The sequence below is a fragment of the Chloroflexota bacterium genome, from assembly GCA_020850535.1.
Lineage (GTDB): Bacteria > Chloroflexota > UBA6077 > UBA6077 > JACCZL01 > JADZEM01.
The window spans coordinates 14,182-39,727 of sequence record JADZEM010000015.1 but is presented as its reverse complement, the minus strand read 5'-3'; the positions used below and the strand labels follow the sequence as shown (position 1 = coordinate 39,727).

Annotated in this window: 16 protein-coding genes and 1 pseudogene; 4 read left to right on the top strand and 13 right to left on the bottom strand. The window is 69.8% G+C overall.

The window, feature by feature from the left end; translation table 11 throughout:
- The first annotated feature begins 108 nt into the window (after positions 1-108).
- On the top strand, positions 109-2,472 hold the full coding sequence (locus tag IT306_02615; protein ID MCC7367284.1) for an EAL domain-containing protein: 2,364 nt from the start codon (positions 109-111) through the stop codon (positions 2,470-2,472).
- A 7-nt stretch (positions 2,473-2,479) separates the two neighbouring features.
- Here the strand turns inward: IT306_02615 and IT306_02610 are convergent, their stop codons facing one another.
- The 4 genes from IT306_02610 to dnaX all read right to left on the bottom strand — a co-directional run bounded on the left by IT306_02610 (position 2,480) and on the right by dnaX (position 8,388).
- On the bottom strand, positions 2,480-4,963 hold the full coding sequence (locus IT306_02610; protein MCC7367283.1) for a transglycosylase SLT domain-containing protein: 2,484 nt from the start codon (positions 4,961-4,963) through the stop codon (positions 2,480-2,482).
- Entirely contained in the window at positions 4,929-5,525 is a 597-nt protein-coding gene (recR, locus tag IT306_02605) for a recombination protein RecR (protein MCC7367282.1), read from the bottom strand. Before recR ends, IT306_02610 begins: the two co-directional genes overlap by 35 nt.
- A gap of 161 nt (positions 5,526-5,686) precedes the next feature.
- Entirely contained in the window at positions 5,687-6,004 is a 318-nt protein-coding gene (locus IT306_02600) for a YbaB/EbfC family nucleoid-associated protein (protein ID MCC7367281.1), read from the bottom strand.
- A gap of 110 nt (positions 6,005-6,114) precedes the next feature.
- Positions 6,115-8,388: a DNA polymerase III subunit gamma/tau gene (gene dnaX / locus IT306_02595; protein ID MCC7367280.1), complete on the bottom strand. Its 2,274-nt coding sequence runs from the start codon at positions 8,386-8,388 to the stop codon at positions 6,115-6,117.
- A 533-nt stretch (positions 8,389-8,921) separates the two neighbouring features.
- Between dnaX and IT306_02590 the strand changes: the two genes are divergently transcribed.
- Positions 8,922-9,143: a hypothetical protein gene (locus IT306_02590; GenBank protein MCC7367279.1), complete on the top strand. Its 222-nt coding sequence runs from the start codon at positions 8,922-8,924 to the stop codon at positions 9,141-9,143.
- Positions 9,144-9,198: 55 nt separating this feature from the next.
- On the opposite strand, the gene IT306_02585 is transcribed toward IT306_02590, so the two are convergent.
- The 4 genes from IT306_02585 to IT306_02570 all read right to left on the bottom strand — a co-directional run bounded on the left by IT306_02585 (position 9,199) and on the right by IT306_02570 (position 15,342).
- Positions 9,199-9,951 carry a glycerophosphodiester phosphodiesterase gene (locus tag IT306_02585; protein MCC7367278.1) on the bottom strand — a complete coding sequence of 251 codons (753 nt, stop codon included), beginning with the start codon at positions 9,949-9,951 and terminating at the stop codon, positions 9,199-9,201.
- A 365-nt stretch (positions 9,952-10,316) separates the two neighbouring features.
- On the bottom strand, positions 10,317-12,305 hold the full coding sequence (locus IT306_02580; protein MCC7367277.1) for a S9 family peptidase: 1,989 nt from the start codon (positions 12,303-12,305) through the stop codon (positions 10,317-10,319).
- Between the two features lie 265 nt (positions 12,306-12,570).
- Entirely contained in the window at positions 12,571-13,890 is a 1,320-nt protein-coding gene (locus tag IT306_02575; GenBank protein MCC7367276.1) for an LCP family protein, read from the bottom strand.
- A gap of 249 nt (positions 13,891-14,139) precedes the next feature.
- On the bottom strand, positions 14,140-15,342 hold the full coding sequence (locus IT306_02570; protein ID MCC7367275.1) for a PLP-dependent aminotransferase family protein: 1,203 nt from the start codon (positions 15,340-15,342) through the stop codon (positions 14,140-14,142).
- Between the two features lie 260 nt (positions 15,343-15,602).
- Between IT306_02570 and IT306_02565 the strand changes: the two genes are divergently transcribed.
- Entirely contained in the window at positions 15,603-16,232 is a 630-nt protein-coding gene (locus tag IT306_02565) for a hypothetical protein (protein MCC7367274.1), read from the top strand.
- A 7-nt stretch (positions 16,233-16,239) separates the two neighbouring features.
- On the opposite strand, the gene IT306_02560 is transcribed toward IT306_02565, so the two are convergent.
- Positions 16,240-17,229, bottom strand: a complete 990-nt coding sequence (locus tag IT306_02560; protein MCC7367273.1) for a potassium channel protein — start codon at positions 17,227-17,229, stop codon at positions 16,240-16,242.
- Between the two features lie 857 nt (positions 17,230-18,086).
- On the opposite strand from IT306_02560, the pseudogene IT306_02555 reads away from it, so the two are divergent.
- Positions 18,087-18,188: pseudogene (locus IT306_02555) on the top strand (energy transducer TonB).
- A gap of 288 nt (positions 18,189-18,476) precedes the next feature.
- Here the strand turns inward: IT306_02555 and IT306_02550 are convergent.
- The 4 genes from IT306_02550 to IT306_02535 are packed head-to-tail and all read right to left on the bottom strand — an operon-like array spanning position 18,477 to position 25,519.
- A complete protein-coding gene (locus IT306_02550) occupies positions 18,477-19,631 on the bottom strand; it encodes an alpha-hydroxy-acid oxidizing protein (protein ID MCC7367272.1) in 1,155 nt (384 codons plus the stop codon).
- Between the two features lie 37 nt (positions 19,632-19,668).
- The gene (locus tag IT306_02545; GenBank protein ID MCC7367271.1) at positions 19,669-22,542 is read right to left on the bottom strand and encodes a hypothetical protein; all 2,874 of its coding nucleotides are present in this window, start codon (positions 22,540-22,542) and stop codon (positions 19,669-19,671) included.
- Entirely contained in the window at positions 22,539-24,632 is a 2,094-nt protein-coding gene (locus tag IT306_02540; GenBank protein ID MCC7367270.1) for a phage holin family protein, read from the bottom strand. The genes IT306_02545 and IT306_02540 overlap by 4 nt, the downstream gene beginning before the upstream one ends.
- Entirely contained in the window at positions 24,629-25,519 is an 891-nt protein-coding gene (locus IT306_02535) for an MBL fold metallo-hydrolase (protein ID MCC7367269.1), read from the bottom strand. Before IT306_02535 ends, IT306_02540 begins: the two co-directional genes overlap by 4 nt.
- Positions 25,520-25,546: the final 27 nt, after the last annotated feature.

Genomic DNA, 25,546 nt, shown 5'->3' with positions numbered 1-25,546 from the left:
GTTTTAATCGACGCAGCGACGCTCTCACACGAGATGCGTGCGCCCTTCCAGGCGACGGGGAAGCGCCGGGAAGATGCTCAACGCGATCGGCACGAGGAGGTGAATCGGTTGGCTCGACGGTGGCCTGTCGCAGACGCTCGCCGTGCGTTCCAGTTGCTCTGGCTGCCGGTCGGTGCGCTGCTGGCGGCCCTGGGCATCTGGACCGTGCAGCAGGTGGTGTTGTACGGCATGCCAGCGTTTGACATCGATTCGACCGGCTCGCTGCTCGTCCGTGCGCCGGAAGTCGACCTGTTCGGACTGGCCGTCATGGCGGCGCTGACGGCATGGCTGATCCGCTCGCGCAGGCGAGCGGTCACGGCCTTGCAGGAGGCCAATGACTCGCTGCGCGACCAGGCGTCGTACATCCGCGGCATTGTCGAGATGCAGACCGAGTGGATCACGAGGTTCGACCCTGATCTCACCATCACATTCGTGAACGAAGCCTACGCCCGGCACGAAGGCACGTCGCCCGACCGGCTGATCGGGCGGTCCCTCTGCGAGCTGAAGTCGCCGACGGACATCGAGCGCATGCGCGAGCAGCTCAGCGCCCTCACGCCTGAGCGCCCGAGCGTCGAAGTCGACGTGCAGGCGCCGATGGCGGACGGAACCGTTCGCTGGCACCGCTGGAACGACCTCGCCGTCTTCGGGTCGGACGGGCTGGTTGTCGAGTACCTGTCCGTCGGCTTCGACATCACGGATCAGAAGGCGACTGAAGAGGCGGTTCGGGCCAGCGAGGCTCGCGTCCGCGCCGTCGTGTCGGGCGCGCCGATCATGCTCTTCGCCGTGGATCGGCAGCGCGTCTTCACCATGGCCGAGGGACTGGGCCTGGAATCGCTCGGCGTGAACTCGGCGCAGATCGTCGGCCTGCCCATACACGAGATCGTCGAGAACGTGGACCCCTTCTTCGAGGCGGTCGAGCGAACGCTGGACGGCGAGGAGGTCGTGGGCACCGTCAAGCTCGCGCGCAAGTGGTTCGAGGTCCGCCTCGCGCCCCAGCGAGACGAGCGCGGCGAGGTGATCGGCGCGATTGGCGTCGGGACCGACGTGTCGGACCGGGTCAAGGTCGAGCAGGCCTTGCGCGCCAGCCAGGAGCAGTATCGGACGCTGGCGTTCCACGATCCGCTGACAGGACTGCCGAACCGCATGCTCTTCGGGGATCGGCTGGAGCAGGCGCTGCGGCGCGCGGCCCGCGAGCAGAGCTTGCTGGCCGTGCTCTTCCTCGATCTCGACAACTTCAAAGTGGTGAACGACAGCCTGGGCCACCACATCGGCGACGACTTGCTGGTGCAGGTGGCGCGGCGGATCACCGGCTGCCTGCGTGCCTGCGACACGGCCGCCCGCTTCGGCGGCGACGAGTTCGCGGTGCTGGTGGGCGAGATCGGCTCGCAGGCCGACGCGGAGGGCGTGGCCGACCGGCTGGCCGAGGCGATGCGCGCGCCGTTCTCCATCGCGGGCCGCGATGTCGTGGTGACGGCGAGCATCGGGGTGGCGATCAGCGCCGGCGAGCGGGCGGACCGCGATGCCCTGCTCCAGGCGGCCGACCTTGCGATGTACCGCGCCAAGGTGAACGGTCGCGCCCGCTCTGAGCTGTTCGATCCGCGTATGGCGGCGGACGCTGGCGACCGGCTCGAGCTGGAGATGGACTTGCGGGAAGCCATCGCCCGGGATCAACTGTCCGTCGTGTACCAGCCGATCATCTCCCTGGCGACTGGCCGCGTCAGCTCCGTCGAGGCGTTGCTGCGCTGGGAGCATCCGAAGCGCGGGACCATCGGGCCGGCCCGGTTCATCCCCATCGCGGAGGAGACCGGCCTGATCGTGCGGATCGGTGCATGGGTACTGGCCGAGGCCTGCCGTGAGGCGATGACCTGGCCGCAGGCGGATGGAGCTGAGCCGCTGACGGTGTGTGTGAATGTCTCGCCGCGCCAGCTTCGCGACGCCGGCTTGTTGGAAGACGTGGGGCGGGTGTTGCATGCCACCGGGCTTCCCGCCCACTGGCTGGAGCTGGAAGTCACCGAGAGCGCCGTGATGAAAGATCCCGACGCCGCGCGGGCGCGCCTCGAAGCGCTTCAGCGCATCGGCGTGAGCCTGAGCATCGACGACTTCGGCACCGGCTACTCGTCACTGGGGCAGCTTCGCCACTTTCCGTTCGACACGCTCAAGGTGGACAAGTCGTTCATGACTGGCCTGGGCGAAGATCGACAGAACACGGCCATCGTGGGTGGGCTGGTCGCGCTGGCCCGGAACCTCGGCCTGTCGGTCGTCGGGGAGGGCATCGAGACGCCCAAGCAGCTTGCCCACCTCCAGGTGCTCGGGTGCGACCGAGGCCAGGGCTACCTGCTCTCGCGCCCGATCCCGGCCGAGGCGCTGCGCCGGCTGCTGGTCGAACGGCCCCAGCTCGTCGCCCCCTCTTGCCAGAAGAGCCAGGTCGCCTGAGGCGCAGCTAACGGTAGAGCCGGCGGTACTGCTGGTAGTTCTCGTAGACGATCCGCACGTAGTAGCTCGTCTCGGCGAACGGGATCATCTCCATGAAGATGTCCGGGTCTTCGTTGCCGAACTCCGCCACCCAGCCGTTCACGTTGCCGCCGCCGGCGTTGTAGGCCGCCAGGGCCGGGTAGACGCGCCCGTCGTAGGTGCCAAGCTGGCGGGCCAGGTAGAACACGCCGAACTCGACGGCGACCGCCGGCCGGTACAGGTCGTCGTTGCTGAACGACGGCCGCCCCAGCGCCGAGGCGATGCCCTGGCCCGTGGACGGCACCACCTGCGCCAGCCCGAGCGCGTTGGCGGAGGAACGGGCGCGCGGGTTGAACGTGCTCTCCTGGCGGATCAGCCCGGCGAAGAGCAGTGGATCGACGCCGCGCTGCTTGCCCTGCGCCGCGATCAGGTCGGCGTATGGGAGCGGGTAGATCAGCCGTTGGAGCAGCCGTGGCTGGGCCGCCACGGCTGCCCCCGTTGCCTTCTGCGCCGCCAGTGCGAATCGCATGCTGATCGGCGTGTCGCCACGCTCGGAGGCGAAGCGCGCCAGTCCATACAGGCGGCCAGGATCGGCCTCCCAGCGCGCGGCCAGCTCCTGAAGCTCCCAGGCCGCCCACTCGGGCATACCGACGCGGTACAGCAGGGCGGCGCGCTGGTAGCCCGGCTCGGACCCCTGCTCGCGCTCCAGGGCCGCGAGGTCGATGCCGCCGCCGGCGAGCCAGCCGTTCAGCCCGGCCAGGTCGTCAGGCGTGGGCTGGAGCACGGCGAGATCGAGGTCCGGCGAGCCCTGGCCACCACGAGTGTCGCCGTCGAGGATGGCGCGCGCCCGCAGCCCGCCGAAGCCGTCCGTATCGATCTCGGCGGCGCGGGCCAGCAGCGCCGTGGCCTGGGCGCGGTCGCCGGCCTTCGTCAGGCCCTTGCTGGCCCAGAGCAGCGCCAGCCCCTTCCAGCGGCCGTCCGCCTCGCCGCCTGCGAGTGCGATGGCCGCCTGGAGCGCCTCCGGCGCCGCCCCCCGCATCATCAGCGTGTAGACCAGTTGGGACTGGGCCTCCTGGGAGGCTGCCGACGCGGGCAACGCCTTCGCCGCGAGGTCGTAGAGGTCGCTGGCGTCCTTGAGCCGACGGTCCGCCTCCAGGCGGCGGCCAGCCCGGAGCGCCGCCCGCGCGGCCAGATCCGACCCCGGCAGGTCGTCGGCCACCAGCTTGAGCGTCGAGACGCCTTCGTCCACCGAGCCGAGCCGCAAGAGCGCCTGCCCCAGGTAGAAGCGGGCGCGCGCCTTCTTCTCGGGGATCAGCCCGCTGTCGATGGCGGCGCGGAGGCCCGGCACGGCCTCGCCGTACCGGGCGGCGAAGAACAGCACGGCGGGGGCTTCGTCCGGGGCGACGGCGGTCAGGGCGTTCATGCTCTGGAGAGCGTCGAACGCGCCGATGGCCGATGGCGTGTCCGGCAGCTCGGCGATGACCGTGGCGAACGACTTGATCGCGAGATCGCGTCGCTCGGCGTCCCGCGCGATGACGCCGAGGCTGGTCAGCGTCTGGGCGCGATAGGTGCGCGTGGTGGCCTGCGTCAGCAGGGCGTCTGAGGCCTTGAGCGCGGCGTCGGTGTTGCCCTGCTTGAGGGTGGCCGTCACCTGGTGCTCGAGCGCATCCACCTTCGTGAGGCGGGCCTGAGCCAGCTCCAACGCCTTGCCGGCCCGGGCGTTCTGGCCCGGGCGGTCGTTGAGCGCGGCCAGGCAGTACGCCGCCTGCAAGTCGGCGTAGGGGCCGAAGTCGGGCGCGGTCTTGACGACCTCGTCAAAGGCGGCCAGCGCGCCGAGATAGTCCTCGGATGCTCGCTTGGCCCGCCCGAGCACGAAGAGGGCACGCGCGCGCACGGGCGCATCGATCTGCCGACCCATCAGTTCGCCGGCGGACTCGGTGGCGGCGGCGTACCGGCCGGCGTCGATCTGCACCACGGCATGCTGCAGCAACGCCTCGTTCGCCGTGTTCCGATCCTGGGCGTTCGCCTGCTCGCGGAGGATCGTGAGCGCGCGGTCGTAGTCGCCGGCCCGGCGCGCCTGCTCGGCCGCGTCGAGCGGCGCGAGGGCCGGGCCGCCCCGCTGTGGAGCGACCGCCTGGACTGCCGAGGCGTCGGCGGCCTGTGCGACGTTCGAGCCGTCGCCGTTCGGCGCTGAACCCGGCCCAGCCAGGACCGCAGGGGGTGTGCTGGGGGCGGCGTCGGCCGGCGTCGTGGGTGTCCCGATGCTGTCGGCCACGATCACCAGGATCAGTGGCAGCGCCAACACCAGCCAGCCAAGCCGGCCGACGATGCGCCGGTCGCGCCGAGTGATGCGCCAGAATCGTCGGATGCCGCCGGCGAAGAAGCTCGACGGAGCCGCCTGGGAACGAAACCGGCGGACGCCTGCGGCTGCTATTCGCCTAGAACGGCCGGCGGCCTTCGAGAGCGCGGGCAAGCGTCACCTCGTCTGCGTACTCCAGATCCCCGCCGATGGGCAGGCCGCGCGCGAGGCGGCTGACCTTCACGCCGAGCGGCTGCACGAGCCGCGCCACGTACATCGAGGTGGCCTCGCCTTCGACGTTCGGGTTTGTCGCGAGGATCACCTCGGTCACGGCGCCGTCGAGGCGGCGCAGCAGCTCGCGGATCTTCAGATCGTCGGGGCCGACGCCGCCCATCGGATCGAGGGTGCCGTGGAGGACGTGGTACAGCCCCTTATACTCGCGGGTCCGCTCCAGAGCGACCACGTCGAGCGGCTCCTCAACCACGCAGATGGTGGCATGATCGCGGGACTCCGAGCGGCAGACCGTGCAGGGATCGCGGTCCGTGATGTTGAGGCACGTCGAGCAGAAGATGACGGCCTCTTTCATGTGGACGATGGCTTCGGCCAGGGCGCGGGCGCGGTCTTCGGGGACACGCAGCAGATGGTAGGTCAGCCGCTGCGCCGTCTTCGGACCGATGCCAGGCAGCCGCGCCAACTCTTCGATGAGCCGGGCCACCGGTTCAACCGTTGTCTGCATGGGCGGCCTGCCAGCTCCCGGGACGAGCGATCCCCTGACAGTAGAACGACCGGCGAGGGATCAGGTTTGGAAAAAAGCCGCCGGCCGCGGGTTCGGTGCGGCCGGCGCGTGTGACTGTGCGGAGGGACGCCTCGGCGCGGGGGGCGCTGGCGTCCGCTGGACTACATCAGCCCGGGGATCTTCAGCCCGCCGGTCAGCGCGCCGAGCCGTGTCGAGGCCAGCTCCTGCGACTTCTTGAGCGCCTCGTTGAACGCCGCGACCATCAGATCCTGGAGCGTCTCAACATCTTCGGGATCGACGATCTCGGCGTCGATCTTGACCGACTCGACGACCTGATGCCCGGTCATGGTGATGGTGACGACGCCGCCGCCAACACTCGCCTCGACGGTCTCGGAGCCCAGGTCTTCCTGGATCTTGGCGAGCTTCGCCTGCATCTGCGCCATTTGCCGCTGCAAATCGCGCGGGTTACCACCCATCATGACCGAGTTCTCCTTCGAGGAAGCTGCCTTCGTGTGACCGCTTCATGATACCAGGGGCTTCGAGAGGCGCGCCCGATTTGCGATGCGCCGGCCTGGACAGAGGGTTCGCGTCAGTCATCCGGCAGCCGCTCGATCGGCCCGCCGAAGAACCGCAGACCGGCCTGGATCACCGGGTCCGACGTGGGAAGTGCGGGTCCAGGCGGAACGACCGCCGCCGCCGAGCTGGGTGGCGGCGTGTAGGGCGTCTTGTCGTCGACGAAGCGGATATCCGCGCCCCGCCCGAGCAGATCGATGACCCGGCCTCGGAGCGCGCGCTTCTGCTCGTCCTTCGCCACGAAGTTGAGGGCCCCGCTGCTCGCCTGAACGACCAGGCAGCGGCCTTCCACCCCAACCAGCTCGGCCGAGAGGAACGGGGCGCGCTCAATGCCGTTCCTCCAGATCTGGTTGCGGATGGTCGGCCACCTCTTCCGCAGGTCGGCGAAGTCGAGGGCCGGCTCGGCCGGCGTCGGCGTTCCCGACGCCGGTGCGGCGGGCGTGGCTGCCCCGCCGGGCGCACTGGCTGGCCGGCGGATCGGTGGTGGCGGCGGCGGGGGCGCATCGACGACGACCCGCTTCGCCTCGGCAGCGTCGTCCTCGTCCGTCTCCCAGTGGGCACGGACGGTGCCGCCGCCGACGCCCATGCCGTCCCACTTCGAGCGCCGCGACTCGTCGTCCTTCGTCGGAGCGGGGGCGGCCGGCGCGGGCGTCTGCGACGGTGTGCTGGCTGCCGGCGCTGACATCGGCGGGGCGGTTGCCGGTGCTGCAGGCGGTGCGCTGGTGGCCGGCCGCCGCGCTGGCTGCTCGCCGCCGTAGTACGGATCGAGATCGTCCAGGTCCGGCAGCGGATCGTCGTCGTCGGGCCGCACGGGAGGCACGGTGAGGGGCGGGCGGGCGACGGCGCTGTTGGCGGCCATCGGATGCGCGGGCGCTGGCGGCGGCGACTGCTCCCCCTCTCCGACGCGGAGAGGGGGCTGTGGGGTGAGGTTCGTGGCCGGCTGTGGCGTGAGATTCGCGGCCGACCGTGGGGTGAGGTTCGTCGCGGCCGGCTGTGGCGTGAGATTCGCGGCCGACTGTGGGGTGAGGTTCGTCGCGGCCGGCTGGGGGGTGAGGTCTTCCCGTGGCTGCGGCGCAGGACTGCCTGCTGGCTGCCCGGGCGCCGGCCGGCCGCTCCGGGCGGGCGTGAACGTCGGCGTCGGTCGTGGCGGCATCGTCGGGAGGGGTGCGCTGCCAGACCGCGCGGCCGGCTCGTGGGCTGCGCTGCCGCCCCCCAGGACCACCAGCTCGACCTGAATCAACAGTTGGGCCGGGTCGCGCAGCTTCGCCAGCGCCTCCCCAAAGCCGCCCACCAGTTGACGGAGTCGGCCGGCGTCCCAGGCCGTGGCGTACTCCTCGAGCCACGCCACCTCTTCGTCTGGCAGCTCCGCGCGCAACGGCGCGACGGCCCCGAAGCGGAGCAGCATCAGCGCGCGCAAGTAGGTGAGGGTGTCCCCGAGGTAGACGCGCAGGTCGGTGCCACGGTCGAGCGCCTCGTTCAGCGCTTCGAGGGCGTCGCCGGGCCGTTCCTGCTGCATCGCTTCGAGGAACGGGCGGACCGTCTCCAGTCCGGCCAGCCCGAGCACGTCGCGGGCGCTGTCGGCATCGATGCGGTCGCCGCAGAACGAGCGCAACTGATCGAGCAGGCTGATGGCGTCGCGCATGCCGCCGCGCGCCGCGCGGGCCAGCCAGGAGAGCACGGCCCCCTCGACCTCGATGCCCTCGTCGTGGGCGATGGTCGCGAGGCGGTCGCGGATGTTGACGGCCGTGTGGCGGTGGAAGTCGAAGCGCTGGCAGCGCGAGAGGACCGTCGCCGGCACCTTGTGTGACTCGGTCGTCGCCAGCACCAGGATGGCGTGGGGCGGCGGCTCCTCCAGCGTCTTCAGAAGCGCGTCCCAGGCCGCCTGGGTCAACTGGTGTGCTTCGTCCAGGATGTAGACGCGGTAGCGGGCCTCGGCCGGCGCATAGTTGATCTTCTCGCGGAGGTCGCGCACGTCGTCGATGCCACGGTTCGAGGCGGCGTCCATCTCGATGAGGTCGAGCGCCCGGCCGTCGTTGGCGTCGGTGCAGATCGAGCAGGTTTCGCAGGGGCCGCCGTCCACTGGCTGCAGGCAGTTGACGGCCTTGTAGAGGAGCCGCGCCATCGTCGTCTTGCCGGTGCCACGCGGGCCGGAGAACAGGTAGGCGTGGGCGATGGTGCCGTGCTTGACGGCGTTCCGGATGGTACGGACCACATGCGGCTGCCCGACGACCTCGTCAAAGCGACGGGGCCGCCAGACGAGATAGAGGGCGCGTCCGCTCGTGTCGGCCATGCTGCGATTATAGGCAGGCGCCTGGGCGGCCCTGGCGAAACCGGCCGGCGCGAGTGGGGTCGAAACGGGCAGACCTGACAGACTGGGTTGGCGCATGCAGGCGGCGGCACGCTGGCCCGTTGGCACAGCGGAGTCTCGGCCGGATCACGCGGCTGTTATTCCTCCGAGAGACTTCTGACGCCCCGCGTGACGGCGATGTGATGCATCGACACGTACGATCCTCGCACCACGAAGACACGTGGCCCGCGATCTCACAGTCGGTGGAGTCGTCAGCGCATGGTTGAGTTCGGGTTCGTCTTGCTCGGGATCGGTTTCTCGGTCGCCGTCGCCCAGATGTTCGTCGTCGGCGGGCGGCAGTCCTCGCTGTGACAGGACTGTGATCGCGAATCGATTGTGACCCCTGGGGAACCGCGAGACAATGACGCTGACTCGTGGTGATTGGAGGTAGGCGATGCTTGACCTGGCCGTCATCGTTCTCGGGCTGGCATGTGCCGTGGCCCTGTTGCACGGGTTTGTCGGAGGCAACGCCTGACATGGCCGAACGCCTGATCCGAAACCACCCCCAGATGGTCAGTCAGTTTCATTCGACCGTGAAGTGCCGCGAGTGCGAGATCTTCATCGGCACGGGCCATGAGGAGCGCGTGCCGCTGCCATCGCCCGACGGGCTTGGGTACCTCTGCCGCTCCTGCTGGCAGTCCGTGCGCCGCCGCTGCCGCGCCTCGGCCTACCTGCCGACCCGCTGGGCGATTGCCTAGCTGAATCGGTCAGGCAGGGGGGGCAGCACCCCGTTTCCGGCCTGCGTCGCTCCCGCTAGCCGCCGGCGCGCTGCAGCGCGCCGACAACGAGGTCGGGGTGATTGCTGCAGATCGAGTCCACGCCCATCGCAATCAGGCGCTCGACGACGCGCGGCTCCGATGTGGCCCACGGATGGACGCTCAGGCCGGCGGCGTGCGCCCTGTCAACCGTCTCCTGATCGCAGTAGGCCCAGAATGGCAGGATCGCGTTGGCGCCCGCCGCCTGCGCCACCGCCACCGGATCGATGGGCCGACAGCTCCAGAGCGTGCCGGTCGCGACCTCCGGCGCCAGCGCTTTGACGCGCGCCGACGTCGGATGGTCGAACGAGATCACGATGGTCTGATCCTGCATCTCGTGTTCTCGGATCAGCCCGACGACCTTCTCTTCCAGACCCGGATACGGCCACGGGCCGCCCTTGATCTCCACGTCGAGCACGACCTTGCCGCGCGCCCAGGCCAGCACCTCGCCGAGCGTCGGGATGCGCTGCCCGGCGAACCGCGGCCCGAAGTGCGCGCCGGCGTCGAGCGTCCGCAGCTCTGCCAGGGTCTTCTCGCCGACGAGGCCGCTGCCGCCGGCCGTTCGGTCGAGCAGCGCATCGTGGATGACGACGACCTCGCCATCCGTGGTCAGGTGAACGTCCAGCTCGATGGCGTCCACGCCCTGCTGGACGGCCAGCTCAAACGAGGCGAACGTGTTCTCGGGCGCGTAGCCCATCGAGCCGCGATGACCGAAGACGCGGGGCCGCCCCGGCGTCCGATGTTGCCACATGGTTTCCTCCGTCACCAGCGTCGTAGGTCGAGGGGAATAGGTCGTAGGTCGAGGGGAATAGGTCGTAGGTCGTGGGTGAAAGCATGCAAGTCGCAGTTGTCATCCTGAGCGCAGCGAAGGACCTCACCCGCTGACCGTCAACGTCCGCGTCACCCGCTGACCGTCGACGTTCGCGTCAGCGGGCAAGTTGATGCTGATGGTGGGCAGATGGCGCACACGTAGACGGTCAGCGGGTGAGATCCTTCGCTGCGCTCAGGATGACATGGAAACTCGCAATGATGCACTAAAACCGCATCGTCTATTTGCCAGTTCCTTTCCACGACCCACGACCCACGACCCACGACCCACGACCTACGACCTACGACCTACGACCCAAGATACTCCTTGAACCAGCCCACGATCCGCTGCAGCCGCACCTGACGGCGGTCCGGCCGACCGCTCCGCGACATGTCGTGGCTCTCGTCGGGGAAGCGCACGAACTCGGCCGTCTTGCCGAGCCGCCGCAGCGAGACAAACCACTGCTCGGCCTGCTCGATGGGACAGCGCAGATCCTGTTCCCCGTGCAGGATGAGCACGGGCGTGGTCACTTGCTCGACGTGCGCCAACGGCGAGCGGTCCCAGTAGCGCATCAGTCGATCGCGTGGCGACCCCTCAAGTTCGCGCTCGCCGAACCACGGTCCGATGTCGCTGGTGCCGTAGAACGACACGAAGTTGGAGAGGCAGCGCATCGTCACGGCGGCCTTGAAGCGGTCGGTGTGTCCGATGATCCAGTTCGTCATGTAGCCGCCGTAGCTGCCGCCAGCCACGCCGAGCCGCGATGCATCCACATCCGGCCGCTGCACGATCAGGTCAACCGCCGCCATCAGGTCTCGATAGTCGAGGTCGCCCCAGGCTCCGGCGATCTCCGAGCAGAACGTCTCGCCGTACCCCTTGCTGCCGCGTGGGTTGGTGTAGAGGACGTGGTAGCCCTCGGCAGCGAGCAACTGGAACTCGTGGAAGAAGGCGTTGCCGTAGAGCGAGTGTGGCCCGCCGTGGATCTCCAGCACGAGCGGGCGCCGGCCTTCGCCGCGCCCGGGCAGGAACCACCCTTCAACAGCCTGCCCGTCCGCGCCAGTGAACTCCAGGTGCTCCGGCTCCGACAGTGCCAGTGAGGCCAGCAGGTCGTCATTCAGACTGGTGATCTGCCGCTCGGCGCTGCCGTCTGCGGAGATCGTGTAGAGATCGCCCGGGTTCGTCGGCGTGCTGGCGGCGAAGACGATCCGCTCGCCGTCGCCATCCGCGTCGAGCAGCACACGGTCGCCGCCGGCGATCTGCCGGAGCGAGCCGCCGTCCACGCCGATCTCTTGCAGGGTGACGTTGCCACGCTCCGAGACCAGGAACCGCAGATGCTGACTGTCCGGCGTCCAGATCGGGGCCAGCACGAGGTGCCCGCCGCGCACATCTGACAGCACGTCGCTGCCGATGGAGATGTCGAGGCCGGCCGTGAGACAGCGCGGTGCGCCGCCCGCCGCCGGGACGGTCCAAAGGTCGACATTTGCGCCGGCCGGCGCGTCGAGCGTCCGACCCAGGCAGGCGACGGTCTGACCGTCTGGCGAGAAGGCTGGCGCGCTCAACGCATGGCCGCCGTCCGTCAGCAGCCGGGCCTCGCCGCCAGCGGCCGGTACGACGTAGATGTCAGACACGTCGTTCCAATCGCGATCGGGGGAGCGGTTCGACGCGAACGCGATGCTCCGGCCGTCCGGCGACCAGGCTGGCGTGCTGTCATCCCAGTCGCCATCCGTGATCTGGGAAGCCGCTGCGCCGTCGCTCCCGGCCACGCCATCGCGTTCGACCACGAACAGGTGCGCCCGACCGTCGAGCAGGCCGGTCCCGTCCGAGCGGTGTTTGATGCGGCGGATCTCGCGGAAGACGGGCGTGTCGGGGCTGTTCAGGATCGACGGCTGATCCGCCGGCCGCACCCGCGCCGTGAACGCCAGCCGAGCGCTGTCCGGACTCCAGGCCACGCCACCGATGCCGGCGAGCTTGCTGGTGACGGCGCGGGCCTCGCCGCCGCCGGTCGGCAGCACGTAGAGCTGGCCCTTCTCGCCGTCGCGGTCCGCGATGAACGCGAGCCAGCGGCCGTCTGGCGACCAGCGCGCCGAGCGCTCGCGGCTGGTGCCGCTGGTCAGTTGGCGCGGCTCGCCGCCGTCGTACGGCACGCTCCAGATGGCCGAGCGGTAGCAGCGCTCGGCAAGCTCGGTCGTCGTGCGGGTGAACGTGACGATCGTGCCATCCGGTGACAGGCGTGGGCTGTCGATGAGCACGAGCGCGGCAAGGTCTTCGGCGGAGATCGGTCGTCGCTGGCTGGTAGACATCGGCGCTCCCGGGGGCAGAGTGGCGCTGGTCGTGGCCGGCCAGCCGCCGATGCGCCTGCTCGCGCGTGTCGCGAGGCTCGCCCGGGATATTGTGGTCGGCAGCACCGTCCGGGGCCAGCCGGAGTCTGTCAGAGCCAGGGCGATTGCATGATGAGCACGCCGTGCGGCCTCGTCGGGGACTTCAGTCCCCGACCACTCGTTGGATGGTAGGTTGGGAACACCAGCGCACATGCGATTGCCCTGCTGTCAGAGCCAGCCGGCGGCGTCAGGTGCGTCGGGCGTTGGGAACGGCCGGCGTCAGCGCGTCGCCTGGGAGGATGTCCTTCGGGCTGTCCGCCACCGAGCCGGCCTGGGGCGTCGCGGCCGGGAGTGGCGAGGCGAACGGGGCCGGCGAGGTGAACGGCGTCGGTGAGGCATTCGGCTGGGGCGACGCGCCGGGCCGAACGGTACTGCCGTTCGGAGCAGTGGGGCGGGCTGGTCCGCTCACGGTCCCGAATCGCTCGCCGATCATCGGGCGGATGACCTCCCAGCGGGGCAGCAGGACCGCCGCGCCGTTCGGCAGCACCGAATCCACGACCATCGTCTCGTTGATGGCGGAAAACGAGACGCTCTTGCTGTCCAGGCTGCGGAGGCTGGTGGCGAGGTTCAGGTACTCGCGCCAGCCGAGATCGCTCCGCATGTTGCGGCAGCCGGTGAGCAGCGTCGGGATGGCCGGCAGCGAGCGCACCTGGAGCATCTGCTCGCGCATGGCGGAGATGATCGACTGCTGGCGCTGCATGCGCTGGAAATCGTTGTCGGCGTAGCGCGTGCGGGCGTACTCCAGGGCGCGCTCGCCGTCCATCACCTGGATACCGGGATCGAACTTGACGATCTTGGTGCCGTAGTCCTCGGTCGGGTACTTCGGATCGACGATGGCGCGGGGCACGTTCACCGTGACCCCGCCGACCGAATCGACGGCCGTGCGGAAGCACTGGAAGTCCACAATCCCGAAGTGGTCGATCTGGATGCCGAAGCTCTTCTGGATCGTGCGCTGCAGCAGCCCGATGCCGCCGCCCGGCTCCTTGAACTGCTCGCCGTAGACGTAGGCGGCGTTGATGCGGTCCTTGCCGTAGCCCGGGATGTCTACCAGCAGATCGCGCGGGACCGAGACGACCGTCACATACGGGCCACGCAGGTCCACTCGCCCGATCATGATGGTGTCGGTGCGGGGGATCTCGCGGTCGTTTCGCTGATCGACCCCCAGCGCGACAAACGTGAACGTGGGCGGGCCGCTCCAGGTCGGCGTGGGCGTGGGGGGCGGAGTCGCTGGCGTCGCCGGCGCTGGCGTCCGAACGGCGGCCGCAACCGGGACTGAGACGACCGGCGCTTCGGTCGGCGGCAGCGCGACGGGCGCGACAAGCTCGTCGTCGTCGACGTCCGCTTGCTCGCTCTCGGCGGCAGCGATCTGCTCGACGCGGGGCGCCGCGGATACTGGGTCAGGGCCGGCCAGCAGGCCGAGGAGCAGCAAGCCGCTCACCACCGCCAGCATGACCGCGGGCACGATCAGGCTGAGTGTAGCCTGCCGTTGATTCTCGCTGCCCGACACCACGGCCTCCCCACGGCACAACATCACGGTTGTGTCATGCCCGCGAGGAAGTCGCTCACACTCGGGCAGCGCACGCTCAGAATACGTTACGGACGCATCACGAGCAAGAGTTGTGCCACTGGACAGAACGAGTGATGGGCGTGAGGCGTTGCAGTTTTCCGGGAGGGGGTCCGGGCTGCCGGCGCGAGTCGCCCCGATGCCCTTCGCGCGCAGCGCTGGCGAAGGGCGTCGGGGCTGCCGGTCTCGGTGCTAGCCGCGGGCCTGGCGGATCGCTTCGCAGATCAGGCGCGTGCCCTCACGCAGCTCCGCCGGCGACTCCTGGCTGAAGGCCAGCCGAATGTAGTTCTCGCCGCCGCCGTTGGGCATGAAGGCCGGCCCAGGAACGTAGCCGACTGCTGCCGCGCTGGCAAGCTCCATCAGCTTCTTCGAATCGGTGCCCGTGGGCAGCCTGATCCACAGGAAGAAGCCGCCCTCCGGCTTGTGCCAGAAGGCGTCCAGGCCGGCAAGTCCCTTCTCCAGCTCGCCGATCATCGCGTCGCGCTTCTCGCGGTAGACCCGGCGCAGCTCCTCGACATGGGTCTCCAGGTTGTTCTTCATGTAGGCGTGGCAGATGCGGCTCATGAACGGCGCAACGCCGCCGCCGTAGTTGAACGCCGACATGTACGGGATCAGCGTCGGCTGCGCGATCACCCAGCCGACGCGGGTGCCCGCCCCGAGAATCTTCGAGAGGGTGCCGGTGCGCGCGACCAACCCGGCGTCGTCCAGCGAGAACAGCGACGGTAGCTGCTCGCCTTCGAAGCGCAGCTCACCGTAGGCGTCGTCCTCCAGCACGATCACGCCGTACTGCTTTGCCAGCGCCAGCAGCTCGTGGCGGCGCTTCAGGGTGAGTGTCGGGCCGGCCGGATTCTGGAAGTTGTCGATGGTGTAGATCAGCTTGCAGCGCTTGCCGGCCTTCGCCAACTGTTCGAGCTTGTCGGCCAGCAGGTCGGTCCGCATGCCATCGGCATCGACCTCGATGCCATGAAGGTCGGCCCCGTTGCGGCGCAACGTCTGGAGCGTGGCCGAGAAGGTTGGAGCCTCGGTGATGACCGGGTCGCCCTCGTCGACGAACGTCTGGATGACCAGTCCGAGCGCGTCGCCCGAGCCGTTGGTGATCAGGACGTTGTCCGGCGAGATCGCGAGGTTCTCGAACACCTTGTGCTTGTGACAGACCCACTCGCGCAGCTCCTGAAAGCCGAAGACGCCGCCGTAGGAGAGCGCGTTTGCGCCATCGGTCTCCATCACGTCGGCGGCAGCCTGCGCCAGCCCGGCATACGGAAAGGAGGCCGGATCGGGGTTGCCCGTGCCGAACCGATACTTGATGTGCGGAGCCAGACCCTGGGGCGGGCGCGGCCCCTTCGCCGCCCGCCTGGAGAGCAGTTCCTGGAACCGCTCGACACCCGTCGCCGTCATACCGTGAGACCTCCACGCCGAGAGTTCCGCTCGTGGGGTCCTCGGCGCGGGATCGGGCACTGGAGCCGAGGAGTCGGGAGCGGGGGAGCTCGCGCCGACAGCTCCGCGCGGCCACGTTCCGAGATGCATGCACATGCAAGCGTAGTACACGGTACATGGGTAGGCCGCGTGAGCGGTCGGCGTGTCTTCCGAGAGGATGCCGCTCACCGAGGGCGCCGGTCAAGCAGGCTGGTACTCTTTCTGCAAGAGGAACCATCACTATGCGACGAGTCTTGATCGTAGCCGTCCTCGGCGCGATGCTCGCGGTGGGCGTCGTGCTCGGCCTTGGCGCACGGGCGCTGTTCGACGTCAGTCAAGCGACCGTGGATGTCGTGACCAGTCAGCCGACCATCGTGGCGACGCAGGCAACCGTCGCGCAGGCTGCGCCGCCGGCCGCTCCAACGGCACCGGCCAAGGTTGCACTGACGCCGACGCCCGCGCCGCTCGACGTGGCGGTTGAGGTGACGGAGGGCCAGCTTGAGTCGCAGCTCAACGGGATGCTGGTCGGCCAGTCGCTCGGCTCGACGCCGCTCGGGGACGCCACCGTCCAGACCGTCAGCGTCCAGCTGCGGGACGGGCTGATCCAGGTCGGCGGCGGCGCGAGGGCTGGCTTTCTGCAAGCGCCGTTTCAGGCGGCCGGGACAGTCGTGCCCGACGGGAACGGTCGGCCCCTGGTAAAGGTCAGCCAGGCGAGCGTCGGCGGCATCGACCTGCCGGAGCAGGCACGGAACGCGCTCGCCGACTCGCTCCAGACGCGCGTTGACGACCTCCTGGGTGACCGTTCGGTGAAGATCCGGACCATCGACATCGCCAACGGCAAGATGCGGGTGGTGGGCACCGCCGGCCTGTAGCGACGCACTACGAGACGGCCTCCAGCGCCTCCAACTGGGCGCTCGTGCCGATGGCCACGAGGTCGTCGCCGGCACCGACCTTCGCATCTGGCGGTGGCTGCGTCACGAGCTGGAGGCGCCGGCGGATCGCCAGGATCGTGATGCCCGGGGCGATTTCCTGGCCGACCTCGCGCACGGTCTTGCCGACGAGGATTGACCCCTCGCGGACGGTCACGTCTTCCAGCAGCAGATCGATGTCGGCCCGGCCGAGGACACGATCCACGAACTCGACGGCGGCCGGGCGCGTGGCGAGCATCGCCATCTGCCGCCCGCCGATGCTGTACGGCGAGACGACGCGGTCAGCCCCGGCCCGCCTGAGCTTCGGGGTGGCGTCGTCGTTGTTGCCCCGCGCCACGATGAAGAGGTCCGAGCGCAGCGCCCGCGCGGAGAGCGTGACGAAGATGTTGTCGGCGTCGCTCTGGACGCAGGTGACGAGGCCCCGGGCACGCTCGACGCCCGCCCGCCGGAGGACATCGTCGTCGGTGGCGTCGCCGCGCACCCATAGATAGCCCAACGAGGCGAGGCTGTCGATGGCCGCCTGATCGCTGTCGATGACCACGAACGGGACTTTCGCATCCTCGAAGTCGCGAGCCACCTGCCGACCCACGCGCCCCAGGCCGCAGAGGATGAAGTGGTCGCGCAAATGCTCGATGCGCCGGTCCATGCGTCGTCGCTCCAGGTTGCGCCCGAGGTGGCCCTCGAACACGAACTGCATCATCGTGGTGAGCAAGTACAGCGCGCCGCCGACCCCCAGGACGATCAGGCCGATGGTGAACGCCCGTCCTTGCTGGGTCAGCGGATGAATCTCGCCGAACCCGACCGTCGCCATCGTGGTGACCGTCATGTAGAGCGCGTCGAGCGTCCCCCAACCCTCGATCACGATGTAGCCGAGCGTGCCTAACGCCAGGATGGCCAGGATGACGGCGGCTGGTCGATACAGGTGTTGCCCGTCGCTCACGGGCGCATTGTAGAGCGTCATCACCCAGTTGTGTACGGCCCGTCGTCTTCTGTCGGGTCTTGTCTGCTTCTGTTCACTCAGGTATGCTGGAGGCGCGTGGTCGGGCCGCGAAAACGCAGCCCGGCGACACTCAGCATATTTTGGGAGCGTGCGGGGCGATGCGAGCGCATGGGTGGCGGCCAGCGGTGGCCGGCCTGCGCCTGCTCGCGGCGACGATCGTGGTGGCCGTGCTGCTCGGAGCGTCGCCGCGGCCGCCGGGGACCGCGCTCGCGACTGCCTGCTTTGGCGACGAACAACTGCTGCTTGCGCCGCCCGAGCCACGGACTGGCGAGCCGGTGACCGTGGCCGCCGTCTCGCGCTTTCCGCACGGCCGGGTGCTGCTGGCAGGGCCGAGCGGCCCACAGGAGCCGCCTTCCGAGAGTCTGGGCGATCGGTTCGTCTGGCAACTGACGGTGATCCCGGAGACGGTTGGGACGCAGACGTTCACGTTCGGCGTCGTGGGCGACGATGGCGGGGTTATCACCTGCACCCAGGCCCTTGTGAACGTAGTGGACGACGACATGCCGGCAGGAGCCGTCACTGCCGATGACCCGGCATCCACGGCCGGTCCGGAATCGTCGGTGCTGTTCGCGTCACTGCACCCGTGGCAAGCCAACGTTCCCGCTGTCGGGCCGTCAGAGGATGCCGGGGTTACCATCACGATGACTCCTGTGCCCGTCACCAGCAGCGAGGCCGGCTCTACTGGTCAGCCGGGCCATGACGCACGGCCAACCAGTACCCGCCGGCCGACCAATACCCCGGTTCGCCGTGCTGAGAGCGACAACGGCAACGAGAACGACAACGAGGCTGACCGCGATCCGACGCCGACGCGGACGGCCACCCCTGTCAAGACGGCGACGCCCACGCGGACGCCGCGCCCCGACCCGACCGATACGCCGGCTCCCACGCCGACCCCAACCCTGCCGCCGGCCGAGATCAGCCTGCCGGCGAGCGCGACCTGTGGCCAGTCGATGGCCATCCGTGGCAAGGCGCTCGGCAGCAGCCAGAAGTCGGTGTCGGGCTCGGTGAGGATCGACGGGCGGCAGGCGAGCGTCACGTCCTGGTCGATGGAGCAGATCGACGCGCAGGTGCCGCTCACCGTACGAGCGGGGAACGACCGCGAAGTTGAGGTAGATGTCGCCGGCAAGACGGTCACCGGCCGGCTGCGCCTGAGCTGTTAGGCTGCGAAGCGTGCCTGAGGCGGTCGGCTAGTCGAAGCGGTACCCCATCGCCGGGCGAACGGCCGTCCGGTCCAGGTCTGCGAGCGTCGGGCGCCCGATCAGGGCCAGCGCACGGTCCGTCTCGGTCTGGAGGATCTCCACGGCGCGCTCAACGCCGGCCTGCCCGCCGCTCGCGAGGCCGTACAGCATCGGACGCCCGACCATGCAGGCGCGTGCTCCCAGCGCCAGCGCCTTGACCACGTCGGTGCCGCGCCGCACGCCGCCGTCGAGGATCACCTCGGCGCGGTTCCCCACAGCGTCGGCGATCTCCGGCAATACCTCAATGGCCGAGGGCAGCGAGTCGAGCTGACGGCCACCGTGATTCGAGACGATGATGCCCTCGACACCCTCCGAGACGGCCCGGCGGGCGTCCTCGGCCGTCATGATGCCCTTGATGGCCATCGGTCCCGGCCAGAGGCTGCGGAACCACGCCAGATCGTCCCAGGTGATCGAGGGATCGTGCTGTCTGCTCACGAACGACCACAGGGCAACAGGGTCGCTGCCGAGGCCGGCATTCGCCCCCACGAAATTCTTGAAGGTGATGTTCGGGCCGAGCAGGACGCCGCGCAGCCAGTTGACCCGCTGCACCACGTCCACGACGTTGCGGACCGTGATCTTCGGCGGGATGGTCGCTCCGTTGCGGAGGTCGCGCTCGCGCTGTCCGAGGATCGGCACGTCCACGGTCAGGCACAGCGCGCGGTAGCCGGCCGCCTTCGCCCGCTCCACCAGCCGCTTGACGAGGTCACGGTCCCGCAGCACGTAGAGCTGAAACCAGAGCGGCCCGGAGGTGGATTCGGCGACCTCCTCGATAGACGAGGCAGCGTGGGTGCTGAGCGTGTAGACGATCCCACGCCGGGTGGCGGCGCGCGCGGCCTCGATCTCGCCGCGCGGCCAGAGCATACCGGCGAGACCGGTCGGCGCGAGGATCAGCGGCGAGCTGACCGGCTGGCCGAGGATGGTGGTGGACTGGTCGCGGTGGGTGACATCGACCAGGACACGTGGCCGGAAGACGATCTTCGAAAAGTCGCGCCGGTTCGCACGGAGGGTCTGCTCGTCCTCAGCCCCGCCGTCCGCGAAGTCGAAGACGGCGCGCGGCAGGCGGCGCATCGCGAGCCTGCGAAGATCGTCGATGTTGATGGCCATGCCTGCTCCCGTATCCGCCCCCGGTGTCGGCCCTGCATCATTGTGGCGGGTGTGTCAGCCAGCGGACCAGCCCGTCCAGGAGGTGCGCACCCAGCCTCCCGCCGCGCCGCTGCCCGAGCGGCAGCTGCCACATGGTGACGCGGCCGGCCCCGTATCGGACGGTCTGCACGGTTGCGCGCCAGAGGAAGTCGCGGCCGCCGTCAGGGACGCTGAAGCAGCCGGCCGCGATGTCGGCGTCGGGCAGCTCCGCCAGCGCCCAGGCCGGCAGCGTCTCGGCCCAGGCGCCGTCGGCCAGTCCCGGGCCGCCCAGCCCCTCGAACGCGGGGTGGCGTCGTCGGTAGTGGTAGACGCCCATGAAGTTGCCCCGTGCGCCGTGGACCCGCAGCGGCAGCCCGAGGATCTCGCCCAGGCGCTCGGCGCTGGACGGCTTCAGGCCCGCCAGCACGAGATGTGCGCCCGCGCGGGCCGCGTCGGTCGCCGTGCGCAGCGCCGACTCGGCGATGGGTATCGCCGTTTCGGCCAGGATCGGGCCGCGCCAGCCGGCCGGCACGGATGTTTGCGCGTCCGGTAGCAGGCGTCGAACTGTCCGCCCCAGCACGATCAGCCCCGCGCCGGCGGCCGGCTGGCGATCTGGCAACCGCCAGCCGTCGGCTCGTGCCTCGCCCGTCCAGCCGTCGGCTCGCAGTCGGGCTACGATTCGCCATCGGCCGGCGCGCTCCGGCAGCGGCAGCGTCAGCGTTGCGAGCGGCCGGCCCGGTCGCGGCCTCGCCACCACCGGCATCGACCGCGCCGCGAGATCGACGCCCTCGCTGTCATCCGCCACCACCGACACCGACAGCACCGCTGCTCCCCTCAACGCCGGCAGGCCCCGCTCCTCGATCAGCCAGGCACGGACCGTGACGGCGCCGTCACTGCACGGGTCGTCGGTCTCCAGGTGGAGCAGGCGCGGCCGCATCGCGTGGCGGAGGGCGGCAAGCGCCGGGCGCGGCGTTCGCCACAGGCTGGTGAGGCCGGCCATCTGCTCCCAGCCGGCATCCGCCAGCTGGGTGATGACGATCCCCGCGACGTTCGGGTTGCGGCGCAGGGCGGCCGTCTGCGCCAGCACGCCCTCGGCCTGCAACGCCTGGGTGCGCCGCGTCAGGGCAGGGACGTCCCCGATCTCGTCCGTCAACCCGCGCTCGGCGAGGCCGCGCGCCAGGTTGTCGCGCAGCACGCGGAGGAGCTGCGCATCCGCAAGATGCTCCTCATCTCCGAACTGCGCCAGCGCAGCGTCGAAGTCGGGCAGCGCGCCGCAGCCGTACTCCGAGACGACGACCGGGTCCGAGGTCAGACGAGACTCGACCTGTTCAGCAGCGGTTCGGCCGGGCGTGACGTTCAGGATCGGCCCGTCTCCGACTGAGGTCAGCACGTTGCGCGCTTCCCGCCGCGGCGGGTTTGCCAGGTAGATGTGGATGTCGTTGAGGGGGCGCGGCGACTCCCAGCCCGGCGACCAGCACCGGCTTTGACCGTCCCAGGCCCACATATCGACCTCGCCGACGGCTGCGCCGCCGCTGTCCTCGATCGTTGGACGGGTCGGGTCGAGCGCGGCCAGCTCGGCCATCAGCGCGCCGCCGACCTCATGCGTGGCGCGGGCGTTCTCGTTGAAAATCCCCCAGAGCGCGACTGACGGGTGGTTGCCGCAGGCGCGGACCATCGCAGCAAGCTCGCGGCGGCCATGCTCCAGCAGTCGCTCGGATGGCTCGATCCAGGCCAACGGCGGCTCGACGTAGAGCAGCACACCCTCACGGTCGGCGGCATCCAGCATCGACCGCAGCGGTGGACGAAGGTGCACCCGCAGCAGGTTCAGGCCGGCGCGCCGTGCTGCCTGAACATCGGTGCGCGGCCAGTCCGGCACTGGTGACCCGAGCAGGGTACGCGGATAGGTGGGCTGGAGCAGCGCGCCCTTGAGGAACAGCGGCGCGCTGTTCAGGTGGAAGACCCCGTCTCGCCACCCGACCGTGCGGAACCCCAACTGCCCGCTGGCGCCGTCGACCTGTCCAGCATCGCCGTCGCCGGACTCGACCGTCAGTTGCCAGCGGTACAGGTTGGGCGCGGACGGCGACCAGGCCTGTCGATCGGGGATGCCCAGCAGCAGGGAGGCCGACGCGCGGCCCGGCGCGATACGCAACTCGGTAATCTGCGCGGCGCAGCGGCGACCTGACGGGTCAGCTACGTCGGCCCGCAGCACGACGCTGGTGGCGTTTCGCAGGTCACTGACGAGCGCGGCCTGGAACCTGACCAGCCCCGTGACGAGGTCGGCGCGCACCTGCACGTCCTCAAAGGCGATGGCCGCCGACCGCTCCAGCCAGACGCCGCCCCAGGGGCCGCCAGCACCGCCGTACCAGGACTCCTTTCCCGTCGGGCATTCGCGGAGGAGGAGGCCATCGATCTCACGCTCCGGTCGTGGGTCGACGATCCTGAGTACGAGCCGATTGCTGCCGACGCTGAGGGCCGCTCCGGCCGGCACGCTGAAGGCGTCGTAGCCGCCCTCGTGGCGCCCAACGTGGACGCCGTTCAGCCAGACGTCGGTCAAGTAGTTGGCGGCCCCCACGACGAGCCGGGTCTGGCCGCCAGGCGGCAACCTCGGCTCGAACTGGCAGGCGTACCAGCCGACGCCGCTGTAGCCCGGGTACGCGGTGTTCCAGACGCCCGGAACCTCGGCTGGCACGGCGTCAGGTGGCAGTTCGCGCTCGTGCCAGCCCAGGTCGCAGCCTTGATTGTCAGGATCGAGCTTGAGACGCCACGCGGTCGGTGCAGGGTGGGGGTCGCGGCTCGGTCCGTCACTCGCCAGCGGCTGCCGTGACCGCCAACGCCCGACTCCGAGATGGGCCTGGGCCGGTCCGGCCAGCCGTCTGCCCGCTGGATCCATCATGGACGCGGCGAGGCCGGGATCGGCTGCTCGTCGATGCGGGGAGCCGGGTCGTTGGCGGTCGCGCCCCCGGTGTACTCGCGCAGGAAGCGGTGCACGCCGACCGACCCGATGATCTCGGGTGGTTCGTCGGTCCAGCCAGCCGGGTAGACGATGAACGGCTGCGTTTGCATCCCACCGACGCCGCCGTGTGCGCCCACCAGGTCGTCAAACCCGATGACCCAGCCGGTCGACGGATCGAACGTCCCGTTGACGATGATGTCGCCGGATTGCTCGAACTGGGCGAGATCGTCCAGGAAGCGAGCGGTGTACGGCTCGAACTCAGCCAGCGGATCGCGCCCTTCGACCACGCCATCCTCGACGTGCTCGGCGCGCAGCTCGCGGATGCCGTCCTCCGAGAGCACCAGCGTCCCGCGCGACTCGGACCGCACGATCACCAGTCCGACGCCCTCGTGCGCCACCAGCGTCTCGATGAGGCCCGGGTAGCCGGCGGCGATCTCCTCGAGCGTCAGCTTGTCCGGAACCTTCGCGAAGTAGATGTGCGCGAGGCTGCCGGAGCTGGTCACCACGATCTCGACGTCGTCCGATGCAGCCTTATTCATCCCCTCGCGGACCGGGTCGATCAGGCCAGAGCCGCGCTTCGTGCGGAGCAGGCGGCGCGCCCCCCGCCCCCGCAGGCCTTTCGCGCCGGACATCTCGCTGAGGAACGCGCTCAGGTAGCCGGGCGTCTCACCCTTGCCGCCGGAGACGCGGACTGTCGGGCCGGCGTCGATCGCCCGCCGCACGACCTCGTCGAGCGTCTCGCCGTATTTGGCCTGGAAGATCGGGGCCGTCGTCTGGCCGTGATCCGAGAGCACGACGATCTGGTACGCACGCGGCGCCTCGCGGGCGGCCAGCGCGATCTGCCGCAACTGCCGATCCATAGCGTAGAGGGTCGCCACGGCGTCCGGCGTCTCCGGACCCGCGAAATGCCCGACCTCGTCATACGAGAGGTAGTCGCAGTAGATCACCCGGTGCCCTCGGAACATCGACGCGACAACGGTCCAGGTCGTGGCATCGCGCAGGATGACGTTCGCGAGGCCGCGCTGGAGCGTGAACAGGCCGAAGCGGCGGATGCGCGGCTGTCGGTTCTCGGCCCACTGGCGCAGGCACTGCCAGCATTCCAGCGCCGCCTCGAAGATCAGGCCGATCAGCCCACGGTAGAGGTTGTACGGGCTGACGAGGTAGCCGTAGAAGTCGTGGGGGTCGGCGTGGATGCTGCCCTCGTCGTCCAACAGCGTGCCGACCGTCATGACCGAATGTTCGGCATCACCGCTGAAGAGGTTGGTCACGCTGACGCCGTCACGGTGCAGCAGCCCGTGGCCGTCCGAGATGCGCTGCTGGACCGCGTGCAGGTCGTGCGGGTTGGCCGACGACATCAGCCGCTTGCCCCGCTTCTCGTACCAGTAGAAGGCCGGGACGCCGCCGTTGGAGCCGTGCAGGATGCCCGCCTGGGCGCTGGTCGTCATCGACGGAATCTCGCTCTTCCAGCCGATCAGCCGGTGCGAACCGGCCGCCAGCCACGAGGCGAGCGTCGGCATGCGGCCCTCGGCCAGGGCCCGTCGCAAGATCGGTTCGGCCAGCCCGTCGATCTGGACGATGACTGCCCCGGTTTCCTCAAGGTCGTCGGCGGCGGGCACGGTCCGCTGCGCGATCCGCCTGACGACGTTCCGGTAGAAGGCGTCGTCGTCGTCCACGCTCAGGAGGCCCGTCAGGACGGTGTTGACACCGGCCATCCCGAACGCCACGGCAAATGCTGACAGCAGCCCGTCCACCCAGAACCCGGGCACCAGCCACGACGTGACCTGCACGAGCATACCGTTGAGCGCCAGCGCCACGATCAGGAACGGGATCAGCCCCAGGTTGGCGGCCAGCAGCAGGATGCCCGGCCGGACCATCGCGTTGAGCAGGCCCATCACCAGGACGGCTAGCAGCGCGAACTCCCAGGCCGTGACATGGACCGTCGGCAACAGCCGCAGCATCAGGTAGAGGAAGGCCACCTCGGCGGCCCAGGTGACGGCCGCGCGCGCGAACAGCCGGAATGGCGAGATCACGATGCGCCGTCGCCGGGAGCGGTCGGGTGGTGCAGCGGCGCGCCCAACCGCTCGCGCTCCTGAGCCGCCCAGCGTGTGATGAGCGGATCCAGGTCGAGCGCCTCGCCAGGTTCGAGGATGGTCACGTCCACGTCGGGCATCAGTGCGCGGGCGTGCCTCTGAAAGTCGAGCGGCGGCCGGATCAGGTACGACCACTGGTGCCAGTGCAGGCCGAACGGCGCAAACGTGCCCCAGTGCATCGGGATGGCGACGCGCGGCCGGATCAACTGGAGCGCCTCGGCAGCGCCGCGCGCGTCCATGTGCCCTGGTCCGAGCGTCGGCCCCCAGCCGGCAACCGGGAGGAGCGCCACGTCGATGGGGCCGAGTGCATCCATGTCCGCGAAGATGTCCGTGTCGCCGGCGAAGTAGACGCTGGTCTGGCTCGCGCTCCCGTCGATGACGAAGCCGATGCAGTCACCCCAGGGGCCGAACGGCGGCCGGAACCCCGTGTGGCGGGCCGGCACAGCCCGCACCCGGACCTTGCCGACGGTGACGGCGTCACCCGGCCGCAGCTCGGTGACGTCGCGGAAGCCCCGCCGTTCCAGAAACGGCCCGGCCCGGCGCGGCACCAGCAGCGGCACGTCGTAGCCGAGCCCGCGAAGCGACGGCAGATCGAGGTGATCCTGGTGCATGTGGGAGATCACCACGGCGTCGACCGGGTGAGTCAGCGCCGCGCGAGGAATCGGGTGTCGCCAGTAGAGCATCGCCACCCGTTGCCGCAGCAGCGGATCGGTGACGATGCGCGTGTCGTCCAGGTCGATCAACAACGAGGCGTGCCCCAGAAAGCGGACGCGCCGTTGGAGTGGCTCCGTCGTGTGATGGTGTTCTGCTGTAGCTCCCGTCAACATCCCTGCTGCCGCTCCTGACGGGACGCA

Bases quoted from the DNA above. Each gene is read 5' to 3' on its own strand.
- IT306_02585 (MCC7367278.1), bottom strand. From the start codon at position 9,951: ATGTGGCAACATCGGACGCCGGGGCGGCCCCGCGTCTTCGGTCATCGC.
- recR (MCC7367282.1), bottom strand. From the start codon at position 5,525: ATGCAGACAACGGTTGAACCGGTGGCCCGGCTCATCGAAGAGTTGGCG.
- IT306_02545 (MCC7367271.1), bottom strand. From the start codon at position 22,542: ATGATGGATCCAGCGGGCAGACGGCTGGCCGGACCGGCCCAGGCCCAT.
- IT306_02580 (MCC7367277.1), bottom strand. From the start codon at position 12,305: ATGTCTACCAGCCAGCGACGACCGATCTCCGCCGAAGACCTTGCCGCG.
- IT306_02600 (MCC7367281.1), bottom strand. From the start codon at position 6,004: ATGATGGGTGGTAACCCGCGCGATTTGCAGCGGCAAATGGCGCAGATG.
- IT306_02550 (MCC7367272.1), bottom strand. From the start codon at position 19,631: ATGGCCATCAACATCGACGATCTTCGCAGGCTCGCGATGCGCCGCCTG.
- IT306_02570 (MCC7367275.1), bottom strand. From the start codon at position 15,342: ATGACGGCGACGGGTGTCGAGCGGTTCCAGGAACTGCTCTCCAGGCGG.
- dnaX (MCC7367280.1), bottom strand. From the start codon at position 8,388: ATGGCCGACACGAGCGGACGCGCCCTCTATCTCGTCTGGCGGCCCCGT.
- IT306_02535 (MCC7367269.1), bottom strand. From the start codon at position 25,519: ATGTTGACGGGAGCTACAGCAGAACACCATCACACGACGGAGCCACTC.
- IT306_02565 (MCC7367274.1), top strand. From the start codon at position 15,603: ATGCGACGAGTCTTGATCGTAGCCGTCCTCGGCGCGATGCTCGCGGTG.
- IT306_02590 (MCC7367279.1), top strand. From the start codon at position 8,922: ATGGCCGAACGCCTGATCCGAAACCACCCCCAGATGGTCAGTCAGTTT.